The 16,595-nt window shown below is 68.1% G+C and carries 16 protein-coding genes; 6 read left to right on the top strand and 10 right to left on the bottom strand.

Annotated features, from left to right (window positions below):
• Nucleotides 1-280 precede the first annotated feature (280 nt).
• A complete protein-coding gene (locus KLK06_RS43320; RefSeq protein WP_214641546.1) occupies nucleotides 281-547 on the bottom strand; it encodes a DUF1876 domain-containing protein in 267 nt (88 codons plus the stop codon).
• 126 nt (nucleotides 548-673) lie between these two features.
• Between KLK06_RS43320 and KLK06_RS43315 the strand changes: the two genes are divergently transcribed.
• Both KLK06_RS43315 and KLK06_RS43310 read left to right on the top strand, forming a co-directional pair.
• Entirely contained in the window at nucleotides 674-1,918 is a 1,245-nt protein-coding gene (locus tag KLK06_RS43315; RefSeq protein WP_214641545.1) for a HEAT repeat domain-containing protein, read from the top strand.
• Nucleotides 1,919-2,299: 381 nt separating this feature from the next.
• Nucleotides 2,300-4,030 carry a hypothetical protein gene (locus tag KLK06_RS43310; RefSeq protein ID WP_214641544.1) on the top strand — a complete coding sequence of 577 codons (1,731 nt, stop codon included), beginning with the start codon at nucleotides 2,300-2,302 and terminating at the stop codon, nucleotides 4,028-4,030.
• Between the two features lie 226 nt (nucleotides 4,031-4,256).
• On the opposite strand, the gene KLK06_RS43305 is transcribed toward KLK06_RS43310, so the two are convergent.
• Together KLK06_RS43305 and KLK06_RS43300 are read right to left on the bottom strand one after the other, a co-directional pair.
• Entirely contained in the window at nucleotides 4,257-4,964 is a 708-nt protein-coding gene (locus KLK06_RS43305; protein WP_214641543.1) for a cation transporter, read from the bottom strand.
• A complete protein-coding gene (locus tag KLK06_RS43300; protein WP_214641542.1) occupies nucleotides 4,964-5,299 on the bottom strand; it encodes a helix-turn-helix transcriptional regulator in 336 nt (111 codons plus the stop codon). The genes KLK06_RS43305 and KLK06_RS43300 overlap by 1 nt, the downstream gene beginning before the upstream one ends.
• Nucleotides 5,300-5,426: 127 nt before the next feature.
• On the opposite strand from KLK06_RS43300, the gene KLK06_RS43295 reads away from it, so the two are divergent.
• The 3 genes from KLK06_RS43295 to KLK06_RS43285 all read left to right on the top strand — a co-directional run bounded on the left by KLK06_RS43295 (nucleotide 5,427) and on the right by KLK06_RS43285 (nucleotide 9,507).
• The gene (locus KLK06_RS43295) at nucleotides 5,427-6,644 is read left to right on the top strand and encodes a family 16 glycosylhydrolase (protein WP_214641541.1); all 1,218 of its coding nucleotides are present in this window, start codon (nucleotides 5,427-5,429) and stop codon (nucleotides 6,642-6,644) included.
• Nucleotides 6,645-6,689: 45 nt separating this feature from the next.
• Nucleotides 6,690-7,355, top strand: coding sequence for an AIM24 family protein (locus KLK06_RS43290; RefSeq protein WP_214641540.1), 666 nt, complete (start codon nucleotides 6,690-6,692; stop codon nucleotides 7,353-7,355).
• Between the two features lie 961 nt (nucleotides 7,356-8,316).
• A complete protein-coding gene (locus tag KLK06_RS43285; protein ID WP_214641539.1) occupies nucleotides 8,317-9,507 on the top strand; it encodes a MarP family serine protease in 1,191 nt (396 codons plus the stop codon).
• Between the two features lie 528 nt (nucleotides 9,508-10,035).
• On the opposite strand, the gene KLK06_RS43280 is transcribed toward KLK06_RS43285, so the two are convergent.
• Together KLK06_RS43280 and KLK06_RS43275 are read right to left on the bottom strand one after the other, a co-directional pair.
• Nucleotides 10,036-10,404 carry a barstar family protein gene (locus tag KLK06_RS43280; RefSeq protein WP_214641538.1) on the bottom strand — a complete coding sequence of 123 codons (369 nt, stop codon included), beginning with the start codon at nucleotides 10,402-10,404 and terminating at the stop codon, nucleotides 10,036-10,038.
• 8 nt (nucleotides 10,405-10,412) lie between these two features.
• Nucleotides 10,413-10,826 (bottom strand): ribonuclease domain-containing protein, encoded by a 414-nt coding sequence (locus KLK06_RS43275; protein ID WP_214641537.1) that lies wholly within the window; start codon nucleotides 10,824-10,826, stop codon nucleotides 10,413-10,415.
• 201 nt (nucleotides 10,827-11,027) lie between these two features.
• On the opposite strand from KLK06_RS43275, the gene KLK06_RS43270 reads away from it, so the two are divergent.
• Nucleotides 11,028-12,020: an aldo/keto reductase gene (locus KLK06_RS43270; protein WP_214641536.1), complete on the top strand. Its 993-nt coding sequence runs from the start codon at nucleotides 11,028-11,030 to the stop codon at nucleotides 12,018-12,020.
• 100 nt (nucleotides 12,021-12,120) lie between these two features.
• On the opposite strand, the gene KLK06_RS43265 is transcribed toward KLK06_RS43270, so the two are convergent.
• From KLK06_RS43265 to KLK06_RS43245, 5 genes are read right to left on the bottom strand one after another with little or no spacing between them, the layout of a single operon-like run.
• Entirely contained in the window at nucleotides 12,121-12,720 is a 600-nt protein-coding gene (locus KLK06_RS43265; protein ID WP_214641535.1) for a TetR/AcrR family transcriptional regulator, read from the bottom strand.
• Complete coding sequence (locus tag KLK06_RS43260; protein WP_250906918.1) at nucleotides 12,717-15,035, bottom strand: YhgE/Pip domain-containing protein; 2,319 nt, start codon at nucleotides 15,033-15,035, stop codon at nucleotides 12,717-12,719. The genes KLK06_RS43265 and KLK06_RS43260 overlap by 4 nt, the downstream gene beginning before the upstream one ends.
• Before the next feature lie 5 nt (nucleotides 15,036-15,040).
• On the bottom strand, nucleotides 15,041-15,598 hold the full coding sequence (locus KLK06_RS43255) for an ATP-binding cassette domain-containing protein (protein WP_214641533.1): 558 nt from the start codon (nucleotides 15,596-15,598) through the stop codon (nucleotides 15,041-15,043).
• Nucleotides 15,599-15,626: 28 nt separating this feature from the next.
• Nucleotides 15,627-16,046 carry an ATP-binding cassette domain-containing protein gene (locus KLK06_RS43250; protein WP_214641532.1) on the bottom strand — a complete coding sequence of 140 codons (420 nt, stop codon included), beginning with the start codon at nucleotides 16,044-16,046 and terminating at the stop codon, nucleotides 15,627-15,629.
• Complete coding sequence (locus tag KLK06_RS43245) at nucleotides 16,039-16,563, bottom strand: PadR family transcriptional regulator (RefSeq protein WP_214641531.1); 525 nt, start codon at nucleotides 16,561-16,563, stop codon at nucleotides 16,039-16,041. The genes KLK06_RS43250 and KLK06_RS43245 overlap by 8 nt, the downstream gene beginning before the upstream one ends.
• Nucleotides 16,564-16,595: the final 32 nt, after the last annotated feature.

Below are 16,595 nucleotides of genomic sequence, written 5' to 3'. Positions count from 1 at the left end.
CCGCAACATCGCCTCACGCGGTGTGGCGGACTGGGCAGTGAGTCACGCTGCCTGACGCGGACCTCGCCGCCGAAGCCAGCGACGGTGAGGAGCTGCAAGCTCGGTCGTTTACGGCCGAGAAGCTGACTAGCCACTGGCGGGTTGACGGACTGGCGGACTGAGCATGCGGGCGCCCGGCGGCCTTAACGCCGGGCGCCTTCGCGCGGTGCTCGCCGACTCGTTCGGCGTGGTCGCGACGCCCGGTCAACGTGCCTCGACCGGGTCGCCGAGCTGAGCGCGGTCAACGTGCCTCGACCGGGCCGCCGAGCTGGGCCACGTCCTCGGCGGCGTCGCCGAGGAGCTTGTCGGCCAGGTCCATCAGCGCCCGCCCTGCGGCCAGCTCGTCGCCGATCTCCGGCACGGCACGGTCGTCGGGGTTGCGCCTGGCGATGCCGACGCTCTCATGCCATTCGCTGTCCTGTGCGGACAGGACCGCGCGGGCCAGCGTGCGCTTGTCCGCGTCGTCCTCGCTGATGTAGATGTGCACGGTCCACTCTTTGCTCTGCATGATGCCTCCTGTACTGGTCGGTGCCGTACTCGGCATCTGCCCTCAGCGGGTGCGGTGTCACGGACCTGGTGACCTTGTTGCGCCAACCACCGGGCGACGGCGGGGGTCATATGCCAGCATGTCCGCATGCTGGCGAGTCTCGACATGATCGACTGGGCCGACCTGACGCATGCTTACGGCCGCGCGACGGACGTACCGGACCAGATCCGGGCCCTGCGCTCTGCCGATCCCAACATCCGGGACAAGGCGCTGCACAGCCTGTACGGGAGCATCTTCCACCAGGGCACCCGGTTCGAGGCGAGCGCGTACGCGGTGCCGTTCCTGCTGGAGCTGGTCGCCGATCCCGAGACGCCGGATCGCGTGGCCGTCCTGGGGCTGCTGACCCAGCTGGCCATTGGATACGGCGAGCAACTCCTGCCGTCCGGATATCCCCTCGACAGCCATCGCGCTACGGCCGCGGGCGGGGATCTGTTGCTGGCCGCTGGCAAGGAGTTCGCGGACGACGACGATGACGAAGAAGACGACGAAGAGGACGACTGGGACGAGGATGTCGGTCTGTTCGATTACCTGCAGACGCTTGAGCCCGAGGACGAGGAGCGGCTTTTCGCGTACTTCGCGCTGAAGGCGTACGACGCGGTCGGTGCCGGGCTGCCGGTGTTCCGCGGCCTGCTCGCCGACGAGAACGCCCGGCTGCGCGCCGCCGCCGCGTACGCCCTGGCCTGGTACCCCGGGGAGCGCTCCGCCAGCCTGCCACCGCTGCTCAGGGCGGCAGTCGACGAGGAGCCCTCGGTAGCCGCCACCGCCCTGGTCGCGATCGGCCTGCTCGGCGTTCCGTCCAGCGGGACGCCAGCCTCCGAGACGGTCTCCGAGACGGCGGTCGTGCTGGGCGCTGCGCTGGACGATTATCGCGATGTGGTGCGCTGGGGTGCGGCCATCGCGCAGTCTCGGCTGCGGGGGCCGGAGGCGGGGGGCCGGGTCGCGGACGAGTTGCTGGGCTGGATCGCCCGCGACGACGCGTCGTACGAGGCGATCCCGTTCAACGACGGCGACCTCCGCGGGTACGCCGCGCTGGCGTTGCGGGAACTCGGCGACGCCCATGCCGACGCCTTGTTCGCGGCACTGCTGGCCCGGCTGCCCGCGCTGTCCGGAATGCAGGCGCTGCCGATGGCCGTCGTCGCCCTGCGGATCGCTTATCCCGAACCGTTGCCGGTCGGCACACCCTTCACCGCGCTGGACGACCGTCAGCAGCGGCTCCTCCGGGTCCTCGCGGACTCGTGGGGCGTCTGGGAGCTGGGTAACTTCTTGGAGTTCGTCTCGCACTACGGGCTGCCGAGGTCCCGAAAGGACATGGCCGCGTACGCGCGAGCATGAGGCGACCCCGCCCGCCGATCACGCTACGTCGACGCGACCGGCGCCGTCGACAACGACGCCACCCTGCACGCCTACGCCCGCGTCGCTTATCGCGTACGCCCGCGTTATCGCCTACGCCCGCGGCGCTTACCCCGCGTCGTCTATCGCCTGGGGCCAATACAGGGCGCGCTGGTGGTGGCGCCGAGCGGAGAGATGGACGTTCAGCCCGCTGCCGTCAGGGGCCTCCGCGGGCTCTCGGGCCTCACTCTCAGCCGCGGCGGGCGGTCCGGTCGGCCCTTGATCGCCGGTGCGGACGAGGGCCTTTCGCAACGTCACCCTGGTGCTCATGTACTGGGCCTCGGTGCGGTGACACCATGGTGCGCCACCTCCTGAGGAGCTGAGATGTCTGGACGCCCGAGGACCAGATCGCCACGGCGCAAGTCGACTGACGGCAGCGCCCCCACCACGTCTCGCGACAGAAGCGGCAGCTCCGGCGACGAGCGCGACAAGGACATTGAGCGCGACAAGGACATCGAGCAGGATAGCGACGTCGAGCGAGACAACACAGCCGACTCAATAGCCGACTTGGATCGATTAATGCTCGACCTGGGAGAGCTCCCGGACCCTTCACCGAGCATCAGAAAAGAACCCCAGCCGGAGAAAACGCTGGAAGAACTGCTGAGTGAACTGAACGCGCCCAAGCACGAGGCGCCAAAGGGTTTTACCAAGAGCAAGCGAGACGACTTCCTGGAGTCCGGCGCCGAGGTGTTCGCCAAGCCCGAGACGCCAAAGGTCAAGCTAGCCTGGAATCCAAAATTCAACACCGATCCAAAACAGATAAAAGTCTATCAAGTGCAGGAGAACGGAGCGATCGGCCAGGAGATCTCGGGCGCGATAGGCTGGGATTCTCTCGTGCTTTACGAATTCGGTGCCACAAAATGGGCCTACCATGCGGACGGTCGGCCGATGGTCATGGGCAAGCATGTAGCGCAAGGCAACCCCGTTTTCATCGACCGCGCCGACCTCGTCGAGTCGACGTATAAATCAACGACGACGATGATAGACGATCTCGCAGAGAGGAACGGCGAGGAACTCCGCCGGGGGTTCTGGGAGGAAAAGAGGCAAGAGCTCGAAGTCGCCGGGAAGATCAGCTTCAGCAAGGGCGTGCCGGGGATCAACACGAAGGCGATAAAAGACCGCAAAGTCGAGGAGGGAGGCCACGTCACGGTTCCGGCTGCGGAGTATGACATTGTCGGATTCATGCCGAACGTGACAGTCGCCCACGGCCAGTATGCTCCCTTCAGCGTGATCATAGATGTCGGCGGCATGGAAGTGGTCGTCTCTCCCGACCGGACGTGGGGAGTGGAAAGAGGCCATGTAGACAAGGCGAAAGAACTGAACCTCGACGCGAAATTGGCCGCGAAGGACATCCTCGATGTCTTCAAGGCGGACGACTCGTTCAGGCCGTATCTTTCCGCGCCCGACTGGCTCCGCGACGATCAAATACACTACGTCACTCCGGAGCAGATGGGTGCGGTTTTCGTGTTGAAGAGAGTGCCTGAAAGCCAGGATGAGGTCAAAGCCGCGGAGCTGGATAATGAGGGTGTCTTCAACGAGGGCAAGGGCACGCCCGGCGTGCGAATCGGTGCGGACATCTACGTCCAACTAAATGAGCTCGGCACCGGAACGGAGTATCACGAGGCGATTCACAAGCTCTCCCATCCGGCCGTCGAGCACGTTCTCGGCCACTGGTTCGGCGAAGGCCTCACCGAGTACTTCACCCGCTTGCTCGTGGCCGGCCCCGTAAAAGATGGGAAGCTCGTCAGGAGCGATGCCCAATACAGCGCTGAGTACAAAGCGATCGAGGCGCTTGTCGCACACGCGCAGGTGACCCAAGGCGAGCTGGCCGACGCCTATTTCAAAGGGAACATCAAACCGCTTTACGACAAGGTCGCGACAGCAGCCGTCCATCCGCCGTTCAGCGCCAAGAAGCCGTTCAGTCTTGACGGCTTCGCGGCCCGCCTGGACCCGGTGCGTGCCGCCGAGGCGCTTGAGATATTCGAGGTGGCCTGCGGCGTTGTCCGTGACGACAACACCACTACGACAACCACCACGAGCAGCGCTGATCTCTGATCTGCGCTGTCCCACAGAAGTCGTACGTTGATCGCGTCCGAGCGACCTGGAGTCGGCGCAGCGGAGCGTGTCCGGAACCAACGACAAGGCCGAGCGCCACCGAAGGGTCACGGCTGGGACAGGATGTGCGCCCGCTCACCGTTCGGCCACCGAGCCGTGGTGCGGGCCGCGTTCATCTCGCCGCCGTACGTGGTCTGTAGCGCGGATGGTATCCGGCGGCGGCCGATCAATTCGTCGCCGTTTCGCCGATTCGGCAGCAGCCATCAGTACAAGCGGCAGTGTCGCCGGTACGAGCGGGCGTGTCGGCGGCGGTGCGCGTGGGCGAGGCGCAGCAGGTGTCCCCGCGCCAGGCCTCGCGCCCCTCCTTGACCGCCACGGCGGCGATCACCAAGGCGGCGATGGGATCCGCCCACGACCACCCGAACGCGCTGTTGAGCCCGAGCCCGACCAGCAGCACCGCCGACAGGTAGGTGCACAGCAGCGTCTGCTTGGAGTCGGAGACCGCCGAGGCCGAGCCGAGTTCGCGGCCCGCGCGACGTTGCGCCGCCGACAGGAACGGCATGACCACCAAGGACAGGGCGGCGAGCACCAGACCTGGCGTGGAGTGCCCCGCCTCGCCGACGCCCAGCAGCCCGCGGACTGCGTCGACGCTCACATAGGCGGCCAGTGCGAAGAACGAGACGGCGATGACGCGTAATGCGGCCTTCTCGCGCCGAGCGTGGTCGGCGGCCGAGAACTGCCAGGCGACGGCGGTCGCCGAGGCGACCTCCACCACCGAGTCGAGGCCGAACCCGATCAGCGCCGCCGACGAGGCCATGCTCCCGGCGGTGATGGCGACGATCGCCTCGATCACGTTGTAGGTGATGGTGGCGGCGACCAGGAGCCGGATCCGCCGCGTCAATGTCACGCGGCGGTCCGCGCCGAGGACGGTCATCAGCAGCAGCCCTTCTCGGCCGCGTCCACGCAGGTGCGGTCGGCGGCCACCGCCACCACCGCGGTACGCAGGTCGTCCAGGGCGTGGCCCAACCGGGGATCGGCCAGCTCGTACCGGGTGCGCCGGCCCACCGGCACGGCGACCACCAGGCCGCAGTCGCGCAGACAGGCCAGATGGTTCGACAGCCGGGTGCGGGAGATGCCGAGCAGTTCGGCCAGGTCGGCGGGGTGGGCCGGCGCTTCGCGCAGCGCGATCAGGATCCGGCAGCGGATCGGATCGGCCAGCGCGCGACCGAACCGGGCGAGCACCTCGATCTCAGGAGCGATCGTTAACATGGTCCTGACGATACAGGAAGTCCTGAATTCAGAAAATCATGGATCCTGATCAAGTCGCCGGGTACCGCCACCTCCCGCCTATACGATGCGTCGAGTTCGATCTTCAAGACAGCCCAGAAAGGGCATCATGGTTGCTCGCTTTCGCGTCCTGGTCGCCGCGGCCGTCTTAGGCGCGGCCACCCTCAGCGCGTCCCCGGCGTCAGCCGCGGTGACCGTCACTGTGGATGCCCTGGCCGTCGACGACTCCGCCCCGATCGCCGCTCGCCCGATGACCGCCACCGCCAAGGTGCACGCGTCGGGAACGCTTTCCGTCCAGGCGCTCACCATCGCGGTACGCGACTCCGCCGGACAGGTCGTCGACTTCCCCGGCGCGATCGCGACCACACTCACCACGGCCGCGAAAACGTTCACGACTGACGCGCGGGCCTATCCAGCGGGCACCTACACGTACTTCGTCGCCTATGAGGTCGGCAACGTCTGGACGGAGTTGACACCGCGCAAGACGTTCACCGTCACGGCCAACCCGATCACGTTCGACCAGGACTTCTCCGGCGCGGCCGGTGCGGGGCCGAACACCGGCCTGGCCGCCCCGGCATGGTTCAACGACCCCTGCTGGCACCAGGCGTGCACCGGCAGCATCGCCGAGTACAAACTCGACCACGCCCAGCTCGACGGGCAGGGCCATCTCGTACTGACGGCCGACCAGAACGTGACCCCCGGCGCCATGTGCGGCTGGAAGCCGGGAACGGACCACGGGGATGAGCCGGACCTGCCGTGCCGGTACGCCACGGCCCGGCTGACCATGCTCGACTGGGAAGGCAACGACGGCCTGCCCACCTGGACGCAGGCGGGCGGTCACCTGGAAGCGCGGATGAAGGCCCCGCTCGGCAAGGGGCTGTGGCCGGCGTTCTGGACGGTCGGCGGGAACAACGCCCAGGTCGACTGGCCGGCCAGTGGCGAGATCGACGTCATGGAGACCCTCGGCAACCACCCCACGCTCGTGGAGCAGCACGCGCACGGCGGGCTGGAGGACATCAACTTCGGCGACAGCACGCCCCTGCCCGAAGGCGAGGGAATCGACGACTGGCACACCTACGCCGTGGACTGGGACGCCGGTGCCAACGGCTACATCAAGTGGTCGATCGACGGAGTGGTCACCCGTACGCTGACCGCCGACGCGGCCGGCGACGCCTGGGCGCAGTCCTTCCGGCACCCGCACACGCTGATCCTGAACCTTGCCGTGGGCGGTGGCGACGGCTGGGTCGGCGACCCGGACGCCGGTACGGTGTTCCCCGCGCACCTCGTGGTGGACCATGTGCGCGCCTACCAGAAGCCGCTGGCCTGACCCCGAGACCTAGGCCGGCGGAACTCCTCTTCCGAAAGGTCGATCATGCGCAGCTCAGTCTTCGGCAACCTCGATCCGCGGCAGCTTCCCGCCGGCTTCACCCTGGAGAACGGCAAGATGCTCCGTGTCCAACTCCCCGACGAGGTGCTGGCCAAGCAGGGCTCGATGGTCGCCTTCCAGGGTCAGATGGACTTCGACTACGAGGGCGCGGGCGGCATCAGCAAGCTGTTCAAGAAAGCGATGACGGGCGAGGGCGCGTCCCTGATGCGGGTACGCGGCCAGGGCCTGCTCTACCTCGCGGACAACGCCGACGACATCCACCTGTTCTACCTGGAGAACGAGGGCCTCACCGTCAACGGACGCAACCTGCTGGCCTTCCAGCCGCAGCTCACCTGGGACATCCAGCGGGTGCAGGGCGCGGGTGTCGCGGCGGGCGGCCTGTTCAACACCACGCTCACCGGCACCGGGTGGGTGGCGGTCACCACGCACGGCACACCGGTGCTGCTGGACGCGGCGGCCATGCCGACGTACGCCGACGGCCAGGCAGCGGTCTGCTGGAGCACCGCGCTGCACGTCGGCGTGAACCGGACGATGAAGGTGGGCGCACTGATCGGCCGGGGGAGCGGAGAGGCGATGCAGCTCGCCTTCCAGGGCCAGGGCTTCGTGCTGGTACAGGCGAGCGAGGGTGTGCCGGTGGTGCGCGCGCAGTAGTCACCCCGCGCCCCTCCGCCTGCACATCCGGCCCGCTGGCCCAGCCCGCCTCCGTGCGTGCCCAGCACTTACATACGACCCGCCCGTTCGTCGAGCAGCGGCCGGGGATCGTTGACATGAGCTGCAGCCCGGCGACCCTCCGGTCGACCGTCCTCAGACTCGCGCAGAGTCGGCGCGCGATCACGTGATCGGTACAACCATCAGCCATGAGCAGGAGTAGCCGCCGCTCCTCCTGTGCGCCTGAATCGAAATTCAATTACGGAGTCAGACCAGCCGATGGTCGAATTTTAGCGGAGACTGTTTGTGGCAATCTTGCGCGGATCTTGCGCCAGGAATGCGTCCATGGCGTCGTAACCGGGTAGACACGCGCCGGGATTTCTGTTGAGCAGGTCCTTTTGCTAATAATCAACTGGCCGGCAGAGTCCACTTTCCACCTTTGCAGGCGGGTGGGCCGAAGGTGAAACGCCGTCCACTGACCGTCTCGGCCACGATCGCGTCTTCGGCTCCGATACGCAGGCAGCCTCCGGACACGACCGGAATCCGGTCCGATCCCCCAGGGGGGAGCTGCCGACTGTAGATTGTGTCGCCGAGCCATTTTACCGAAACGGTCTCACCTGTGCGGTTCTCGATGTCCACCCACCGACTCGGGCGTGGCTGGCAGGCGGTGAGGGCGACGATCAACACCGCGAGTGTCGCTGACCAGATGATTTTTCTCACGCAACTCGCCGAGGATGTAGTAGCCGCTCGCACCGAACACGCGGGCCCATCGGATGGTGATTCCTTCGGCGCTTTGCCATGTCGGCCTGAGAGCCCTGCCCGCCCTTCGTCAGAGCAGGGCAGACTTATCTTCACACAGCTCTTGTCCAAGATCTAGCAGGCCAGTCAGGAAATCTGAAATACCACAATACGACCAGATCTATCCTTGTCACGCCGGGGCTGATGTTGTGCTTACCTTTGTCTGGTGCCCGGTGATCTTCTTGACCTCGTTTTGCTGACCCTGCTCATCGTCTTCGGCGTCTCCGGTTATCGCCAGGGATTAATCGTTGGGGCCGCGAGCTTCGTCGGCTTCGTAGGCGGATGCGTGCTCGGGATCTGCATCGCGCCGCCTATCGCTGGCCTGATCGTGGATGGAGACGCCCCGGAATCCTTGCTGGCGATCGTCATCGTGCTCCTGACTGCGTCGATCACCCAATTCGGTACCTCCACCGCGGGCGTGCTGATCCGAACCCACGTACGGCACGAGCCGGCCCGGATGCTGGACGCGCTGGGCGGCACGCTCGTGTCCGGCTTATCGGTACTGGTCATCGCCTGGCTCGTCGGCAGCGTGCTGGTGTCCAGCTCATTGACCACCATCGTGGAGCAGATCCGCGGCTCGCTACTCCTGGCCACGGTCGACCAGGCGATCCCCCAGGCGGCACGCGACTGGCAGAAACCGTTCGAGCAGTTCATCGACCGCTCCGACTTCCCGCCGGTGCTGGACGCGATCGCCGGCCAACCGATCGTGAACGTTCCGCCGCCGGACGCGGCGGTGTTCGACAGCGCCGGCCTGCGAGCGGCACGGACAGGGATCGTGCAGGTGCAGGGGGTGGCCAGCTCCTGCCGCAAGCAGATCACCGGCACTGGATTCGTGTACGCGCCGGATCACATCATGACCAACGCGCACGTGGTCGCCGGGGTCGACGAAGAATTGCTCGTCGTCGATCACGAAGGCCGATCGCACCCCGCCGTGGTGGTCCACTACGACCCGCGACGGGACGTGGCGGTGCTGTACGTGCCGAACCTCGGGTTGCCGAGCTTGATCTTCGACGGCGAGGCGAACAGGGGCGATGACGCCATCATCGCGGGGTATCCCAAGAACCAGGGGTTCACCTCGAAGCCGGCCCGGGTCGCGGCGCGGCAGCGGGCTTCCATCCCCGACATCTACCGGACGACCAAGGTGACGCGGGATGTGTACCTCATCCGGGGCCAGGTCCAGCAAGGCAATTCGGGTGGCCCCCTCCTGGCCCCCGACGGCCGGGTGCTGGGCGTGGTCTTCGCCGCCGTCGTCAGCAAGAACGACACCGGGTACGTGCTCACCGCCTCCGAGGTCGCCTCCGACGCCCGCCGCGCCGCCGGCACCACCAAACCCGTCAGCACTCAGGCCTGCGACTGACCCGGTCGCCTTTCCGCTGCTGGGAATCCGCCATTCTCCGGCCTGTGGCAGCTGCCAGCTCACCTGCGGGTCCTGCGGAAACGGCGGTTGGTGCTGTAACGGGCAGATGCCGGTTCTCGACTGCTACGGATGGTGCACGAGCTCCAGGTCCTGCTGAGGAAATGAGCCGTGGCCCCACATTCCCGGTCGTGAACACACGGAGAATGGCATGTCGAGCCCTGTCCTGGCGGTATTGTCCGCACTGGTCGCCGTAAACATCGTCGTGACGCTAGCGTTGGTGCGCCGCGTACGGGAATTGCAGACCAAAGAGCCCGATCTCCGGGCCTCCGGCCTGCCGAAGAGTAGGCAGATTCTCCGCCAGGGATATCGCCGGGGAATCCATCTCGCAGGAGACGTTCGCCGGTGGTTCGACGCCTGCCATCTTCCTGCTGCCCGGTTGCGGACCCCGCCAGGAGGTCTTGCAGCTCCTGCGGGCCGCGCAGCGCTGAACTCCGGCACGGACCGCACCCGAATGGCCCGCCGGCTGTCTCAGGCCAGCGCGGCGGTGGTCCGCTGCCGGAACTGGGCCTCGTGGTCGGGGTCGGTGCACAGTGTGACGGTCAGCCCGTTCCGGGCGGCGTCGGCGAGGACGGCCAGCAAGGTCGTGAGCTGCTCGGGAGGCTCGGCGCTGAGCAGTGCCTCGGCGTGCGCCACAATCAGGGTGACGGCGCCGATATCGCGCAAGGAGTCGGTGAGCGCGTCCCAGTTGCGGCCGAAGTAGTCGGGGAGGCGCAGGGCCCGTGCCACCTCCTCGAAGAAGGCGGCACGAGTCCGGCAGGCCCGCCCATCCACCAGCGCCGGCGCTGGGTCGGTGGAGACCGTCAGCCAGTGCGGCAGCGGATGCGCGGCGGAGGTCATTGCGATCCCTAGAGCCGGTAGAAGTCGGTGTAGTGGTTGGGCGAGAACCACGTCACGCCGGTGCTGCGGTTGACGACGATCCGGTACGCGTCCCGTGCGGCACCCTGCGAGCGGGAGTAGACGTCGTACTCATAGTAGGTCGCGCCGCTGGGGAGCTGGCCTTCCCGGTTGTAGAAGCGCCCGCCGGTGTAGTTGTACCTGCCGTCCGGCCAGGAGTACCACCCGGCGGAGGTGGGGTAGCCCTTGGACGCCCAGATCGCGTTGGTCGAGCGGGCGTCGGCGCATCGGGAGATGGTGCAGGAGCTGTAGACCGTGGCGTTGGCGGGGGTGATGCCGACCAGGCCTACGAGGGACATGATGGCGGCGAGGACGACGGTGAGTCGTATCGGCCAGGAAGGGCGGGGGCGCGGCTGAGTGTGCACGAAGCCTCCTAAGGGGGGTGACAGACATCGTCATGGTCGCCGTCATCTCCGGTCAAATCAAGACAATGAGCGCCAAGGGAATGGTGAACACTTCGCGGTAGACGAGGGCGGAAACTGGCAAAACCGAGCTTGACCTGGAGTCCACTCCAGGTGGCAGCGTCTTCCCTGGAGTCATTTCCGCCGAGTCAGGGAGAGCACGAGATGAAAGATTCGTTCCGGATCTTGGGGCGTAGTGGTCTGCGGGTGAGTGCGGTCGGGTTCGGGGCATGGGCGATCGGGGGGCCCTTCATGGCCCGGGGCAAGCCGGCCGGATGGGGGCAGGTGGACGACGAGGAGTCGGTGGCGGCCGTGCGTCGGGCGCTCGACCTGGGGATCACCTTCTTCGACACGGCCGACGTGTACGGCACCGGACACAGCGAGCGGGTGCTCGGGAGAGCGCTGTCGGGGCGGTGGGACGAGGTCGTGATCGCGAGCAAGTTCGGCAACACCTTCGACGCGGCGACGCGGACCCTCACCGGTCAGGACATCTCGCCCGGATACATCCGGCAGGCCTGCCGGGCGTCGCTGGATCGGCTGGGCACCGATCACATCGACCTCTACCAGCTGCACATCGGGGACGCACCGCCGGAGCGGGTGGACGAGATGATCGCCACGCTGGAGGAACTCGTCGAGGAGGGCCTGATCCGGTCCTACGGCTGGAGCACCGACGACCCCGAACGGGCGGCCGCGTTCGCGAAGGGGCCGCACTGCGCCGCCGTGCAGCATGAAATCAACGTCCTGCACGACGCCCCGGCGATGCTGGCGGTGTGCGACACCCACGAGCTCGCCTCCGTCAACCGGGGGCCGCTGGCGATGGGGCTGCTCACCGGTAAGTACGGCCCGGAGTCGCGGCTGCCGATGGACGACGTACGCGGCGATTCCCCGGCGTGGATGACCTTCTTCAAGGACGGCCGGCCCGCTCCGGAGTTCCTCGCCATGCTGGACGCGATCCGCGACATCCTGACCTCCGACGGCCGTACCCTCGCCCAAGGCGCCCTTGGCTGGCTGCTGGCCCGCAGCGGGCGCACGGTGCCGATCCCCGGCATCAGGACCGTCAGTCAGGCCGAGCAGAACGCCGGCGCGCTGCGGCACGGGCCGCTGGCCCCGGCGCAGGTGGAGCAGATCGATGAGCTGCTGCGGCCACACACCGGCTGAGGCGTTTCCGGTACGGGCGGCGAGCTGACGGCCTGCCAGGTCGTCAGCTCGCGGAGAGAACGCTGACTCCGAGCGCCGATGTTCGACGCGGCGGTAATGCTTACCTGATGCGGCCGTGCAGGAGTTCGGCCAGTGTCGCGTGAGTCCGCTCGAGCGGCCGATTCGGGTACAGGGCGCGGCGCTCGATGGCGACCGTCAGGACCATGCCGAACACGGCCGTCGCCGCCGTCTCCACGTCCAGGTCGGCCCGGACCTCGCCGTTTGCGGCGGCCCTGCGCAGCACGCTCGCGTAAACGCCGAGCGCGCTCTGGCGCAGCAGCGCCACCGCCTCCTGCCACGCCGTACGCCACATCTCGGCCAGCAGCACCCGGGCGAAGGCCCCGTGCTCCTCGAAGAACCTGAGCTGGCCGAGCACCACCGAGTCGAGCGCGTCCAGCGCGCTCTCCCCGGTGTCGGCGTCGGCCAGCGCCTCGGCGAGCATGTTGATCGAGTGCTCCAGCAGCGCCTCGAACAGCCCCTCCTTGCTGCCGAAGTTGTAGAACACGGTGCCCTTGGCCACCCCGGCCCGCTCGGCGATGGCGTCGACCGTGGTGGCCGCGTACCCATGCTCGGCGATCAGCTCCACAGCCGCCCTGAACACCTTCTGCCGGGTGTCCTGCCTGTTCCCGCGTCTGGCGGTGCGCTCGTTTCGTTCGGTCACAGCGCCAGCTGCGGGTGCAGGCGTTGGACGGACCAGATGCGGCCGCGCTCCACGGCGAGCGTGGTGAGCGCGAGCCCGAGGACGAGGAAAGCCGACAGCACGCCGCAAGCCTGCCACACCACGGTGGGATCGCCACCACTGATCAACCTGCGCAGCGCCGACACCACCCAGCTCATCGGCAGCCACGGCGAGATCGTCTGGAAGAATCCGGGCGAGGTTTCGATGGGATACGTCCCGGCCGCCGAGGTGAGCTGCAGCATCAGCAACGCCAGCGCCACGACCCGCCCGGGCGGGCCGAGTAGCGCGTTCACCGCCTGCACGACCGCCATGAACGCGGCGGTCGCGAGCAGCAGCAGCCCGGTGAGCCCGGCCCAGTGCGCGGCCTCCAGCCCGAGACCGAACCGCAGCACCGCCACCAGCACGCCCACCTGCGCCGCCCCGAGCACCGCCCCCGGCAGCCAGCCCGCCAGCGCGATCCGCACCGCGCCCGTCGTGCCCGCCAGCCGCCGCTGATTCAGTGGCTTCAGCACCATGAACGCGATCATCGCACCGACCCAGAGCGCCAGCGGCAGGAAGAACGGCGCGAACCCGGTGCCGTAGTTGGGCACCTCGTTGTCGACGGTCTTGGCCAGCCGGACCGGATCGCTCATCACGTCCGCGCGGTCGTCGCGCTGCCTGTGGTCGTAGTCGGGTATCCGGGTGGCGCCGTCGCCGAGCCCGCCTGACAGCTCCTTCGATCCCTCGGCGAGCTTGGTCGCGCCCTTGTCCGCCTGGCCCGCGCCGTCGTGGAGCCGGTCCACGCCGGTGCTCAGCTCGCTCGCGCCGTCGCTCAGCCTGACCAGCCCGCCGCCCAGGCGTCCGATGCCGTTCGTGACCTGGCGGGAACCGTCGGCCAGCGCGGTCGCGCCCTGATAGAGACGGTTCGCTCCGGTCGCGGCCGTGTCCAGGCCCGAGTTCACCTTCGTGGCGCCGTCAGCCAGCTTGCCCAGGCCCGCGTCCAGGGCATTGAGCTGGTTTCTGGCATGGTCCAGCCCGGACCCGAGCCGAGGCGCCACAGCCGCGATCGTGCGAGCCTGCTTCGCCAGCTCCCGCGCCTGGTTCCTCAGGTCCGCGACGGCGTCGATCCCGCTTCCCGCACCGCTGTCGGCGCTGGTCCGGGCGGCGTCCTGGGCTTGGTCCGCCTGGGTTGCGGCCCGTCGCGCGGCGGCTGCCGCGTTCCGCAGCAGGTCGCGCACCTCTGGGTCGGCGTCCGCGCCGAGGCGGTCGATCGCGGCCTGCGCCTGCGAGCTTGCCTCCCTGGCGCTGTCGGCCGCGCCTCCGGCCTGGGCGTTCGCGACGCGAGCGCTGTCCGCCCGCGTCGCGCCGGTTGACGACCCGCCGCTGCCGGCGACCTTGTCAGCGGCGTCGGCGACCGCCTCGGCGGCCTGGGAGATCTTGGGGCCCCATGCGTTCAGCACGGGGACGTACGTGTCGGCGAGCTGGTTGACGGTACGAGTCTGAGCGTGAACCTGCTGGTAAGCCTCCCTTGCGCCGGAACTGAGCGGAGCAGTTCCTTTCGCGTGGAGCTTGTTCAGGCCGTCGCGCAGTTGCCCGATCGCCTGCTGTGCCTGCGTGAGGCCCTGCGTGACCTGGGCCGAGCCGTCACGCAACCTGCCGGTGGCGGTGCCGGCGGTGTTCAGACCGGCGGAGAGTCGCCGAGCGCCGTCCTCGGCCGTGCCCAGGCCGCTGCCGAGCCGGGAGACGCCGTCACCGAGTCGCACGGCGCCGTCGTGCAGCTTGTCCGCGCCCTCGGCGGCCTCCACCGTCTTGTCGTGGATGTCACCGATCGAGACGAAGACGTTGTCGAAGTAGCCGTGGATCGCCGTGCGCTCGGCTGCCGTCCGTACCTCGTTGAACACCGCGTCCGCGATGCTGCCCATGATGTAGCTGCGGCCCGTGTCCACGCGCAGCCCGAGCCGCGCCGGGCTCGGGACGGCATCGTCGTCGCCGGGTGAGGCCAGCTTGGCGCTGAAATCGGCGGGCACCGTCAGCGACAGGTAGAACGTGCCGTCCGCGACCCCGTCGGCCGCCTGCCTCGCGGTGGTCTCGTGCCAGCCGAACACGTCGCGCTTCCGCAGCTCGCCGGCCAGGTCGCGGCCCGCGTTCAGAGTCTTGCCCGCAGCTTGGGCAGGTTGGTCCTCGATGACCAATGCGACCGGCACGCGGTCCAGATTGTCCTGCGGGTCCCAGAACGACCACAGATACAGGCCCGCGTACAGGAGCGGCAGCACCACCACTGCCGCCAGCGCCGCCCTCGTCAGCCGCGACCGCAACATGCCCTTCACGACAGCTCCACCAGCTGGTCGAAGCGGGCGGGCGGCACCACGCACGAGGCCACCACCGCGTGGTCCAGCTCGCGCAGCAGGTTCCACAGCGCCTGCTGCCGGGCGACGGGCAGACCCGCGTCCACGTTGTCAGCGACGATCACCTTGGGTTCGTCCAGCAGCGCCAGTGCGACACCCAGCCGCACGTGTTGCTCCCGATCCAGCTCCCGAACCAGCACTCGCTCCTGGCCCGCCAGCCCGACCCGGCCGAGAATCTCCTGGTACGGCCGGCGCCGCCGCTCCCGCAGGTGTTCCCCGACCGTCAGCGACCGGTCCAGATCCGTCACCCCGTCGATCAGCGCCAACGCCACGGCGTTGCGGATGGCGCGGCCCCTGGCGTGTCCGGCGACCTTCAGGGCGCCTTTCGTGGGCTTCATCCGCCCGGCCAGCGTCAACAGCAGGCTCGTCCGCCCACTTCCCGCCGAACCCGCGACCACCGTGAGCGTGCCGGCCCTGGCCTTCAACGAGACCTCCCGGTACACCCCCTCGATCGCCAGCCCTTCCGCGATGATCACCGCAACCACTCCTCTTTAAACTGACCAGTCAGTACAAAGATAGGGCAGCCAGCATGACCGCACTCAAGGAGATGCGATGGCATTCGTCACCTTTTGCGACTACAGGAGCCGTCCGCTTCGTCGCATCCGCCGTTCCTGCAACCAGCGCCACGTTCTCCGCCGCGGTCAGCTCAGGGACGAGCTGACCGAACTGGAAGACGACACCAAAGCTCCGCCTGCGCAGGTCTGTGCGTTCGGCCTCGCCGAGCGTGTCGATCCGGTTGCCGTCGAAGAGGACATCGCCCGACTCCGGGCGGATGATCCCGGCCAGGCAGTGCAGGAGGGTGGACTTGCCCGAGCCGCTCGGCCCGGTGATCGCGACGATCTCGCCCGCGCCGATCTCCAGGGACACACCGTCCAAGGCGACGGTTTGCGCGAACGTCTTGCGTAACGCGCGTGCCTCAAGCATGAGGTTCCTCCTTCAGGTCGGCCAGCCGCAGCATGGCCGTCTCGATCCAGCGCAGGTCGGCATCGAGGTGCTGGAGCGCGTAGTCGGCGGCCAGCGCCTGGGCGGGGGAGCCCGCCGAGCGCTCCGCCGTGAGCTCGCGCATCCGCGCCAGATGCGCGGCCCGCTGCCGGGACAGGTAGCCGTCGGCGGCGCCGTTGGCCACGGACGCGACCACCACGCGGGACAGCAGGGCGCTGGACAGGTGCGGCGCGGGCGCCTCCACCCCGTCCAGCCACCGGGTGAGCTCGGCGAGCCCCTCTTCGGTGATGGCGTACACCGTGCGTTCCGGGCCGCCCTCCTGCACCGTCTCCGCGACCTCGGCGAACCCGTCGCGCTGCAGGCGCTGCAACGTCGCGTACACCTGGCCGTACGCGAGCGGCCTGGCGCCGGGCAGGCGCCGGTCGTGCTCGCGTTTGAGCTCATATCCATGCTTGGGCCGCTCCACCAGCAGCCCGAGCATCACATGTCCAGTCGACATGATCGCGACTATACATACGATTCATACATCGA

Source organism: Nonomuraea sp. NEAU-A123 (assembly GCF_018603905.1).
GTDB lineage: Bacteria > Actinomycetota > Actinomycetes > Streptosporangiales > Streptosporangiaceae > Nonomuraea.
Note: the sequence above shows the minus strand (reverse complement) of the source record. Positions and strands in the feature narration are given on the sequence as shown.

Excerpts from the sequence above, each read along its gene's own strand:
- KLK06_RS43310 (WP_214641544.1), top strand. The coding sequence starts at position 2,300 with ATGTCTGGACGCCCGAGGACCAGATCGCCACGGCGCAAGTCGACTGAC.
- KLK06_RS43315 (WP_214641545.1), top strand. The coding sequence starts at position 674 with ATGCTGGCGAGTCTCGACATGATCGACTGGGCCGACCTGACGCATGCT.
- KLK06_RS43250 (WP_214641532.1), bottom strand. The coding sequence starts at position 16,046 with ATGCTTGAGGCACGCGCGTTACGCAAGACGTTCGCGCAAACCGTCGCC.
- KLK06_RS43245 (WP_214641531.1), bottom strand. The coding sequence starts at position 16,563 with ATGTCGACTGGACATGTGATGCTCGGGCTGCTGGTGGAGCGGCCCAAG.
- KLK06_RS43295 (WP_214641541.1), top strand. The coding sequence starts at position 5,427 with ATGGTTGCTCGCTTTCGCGTCCTGGTCGCCGCGGCCGTCTTAGGCGCG.
- KLK06_RS43280 (WP_214641538.1), bottom strand. The coding sequence starts at position 10,404 with ATGACCTCCGCCGCGCATCCGCTGCCGCACTGGCTGACGGTCTCCACC.
- KLK06_RS43290 (WP_214641540.1), top strand. The coding sequence starts at position 6,690 with ATGCGCAGCTCAGTCTTCGGCAACCTCGATCCGCGGCAGCTTCCCGCC.
- KLK06_RS43305 (WP_214641543.1), bottom strand. The coding sequence starts at position 4,964 with ATGACCGTCCTCGGCGCGGACCGCCGCGTGACATTGACGCGGCGGATC.
- KLK06_RS43260 (WP_250906918.1), bottom strand. The coding sequence starts at position 15,035 with ATGTTGCGGTCGCGGCTGACGAGGGCGGCGCTGGCGGCAGTGGTGGTG.
- KLK06_RS43270 (WP_214641536.1), top strand. The coding sequence starts at position 11,028 with ATGAAAGATTCGTTCCGGATCTTGGGGCGTAGTGGTCTGCGGGTGAGT.
- KLK06_RS43300 (WP_214641542.1), bottom strand. The coding sequence starts at position 5,299 with ATGTTAACGATCGCTCCTGAGATCGAGGTGCTCGCCCGGTTCGGTCGC.
- KLK06_RS43320 (WP_214641546.1), bottom strand. The coding sequence starts at position 547 with ATGCAGAGCAAAGAGTGGACCGTGCACATCTACATCAGCGAGGACGAC.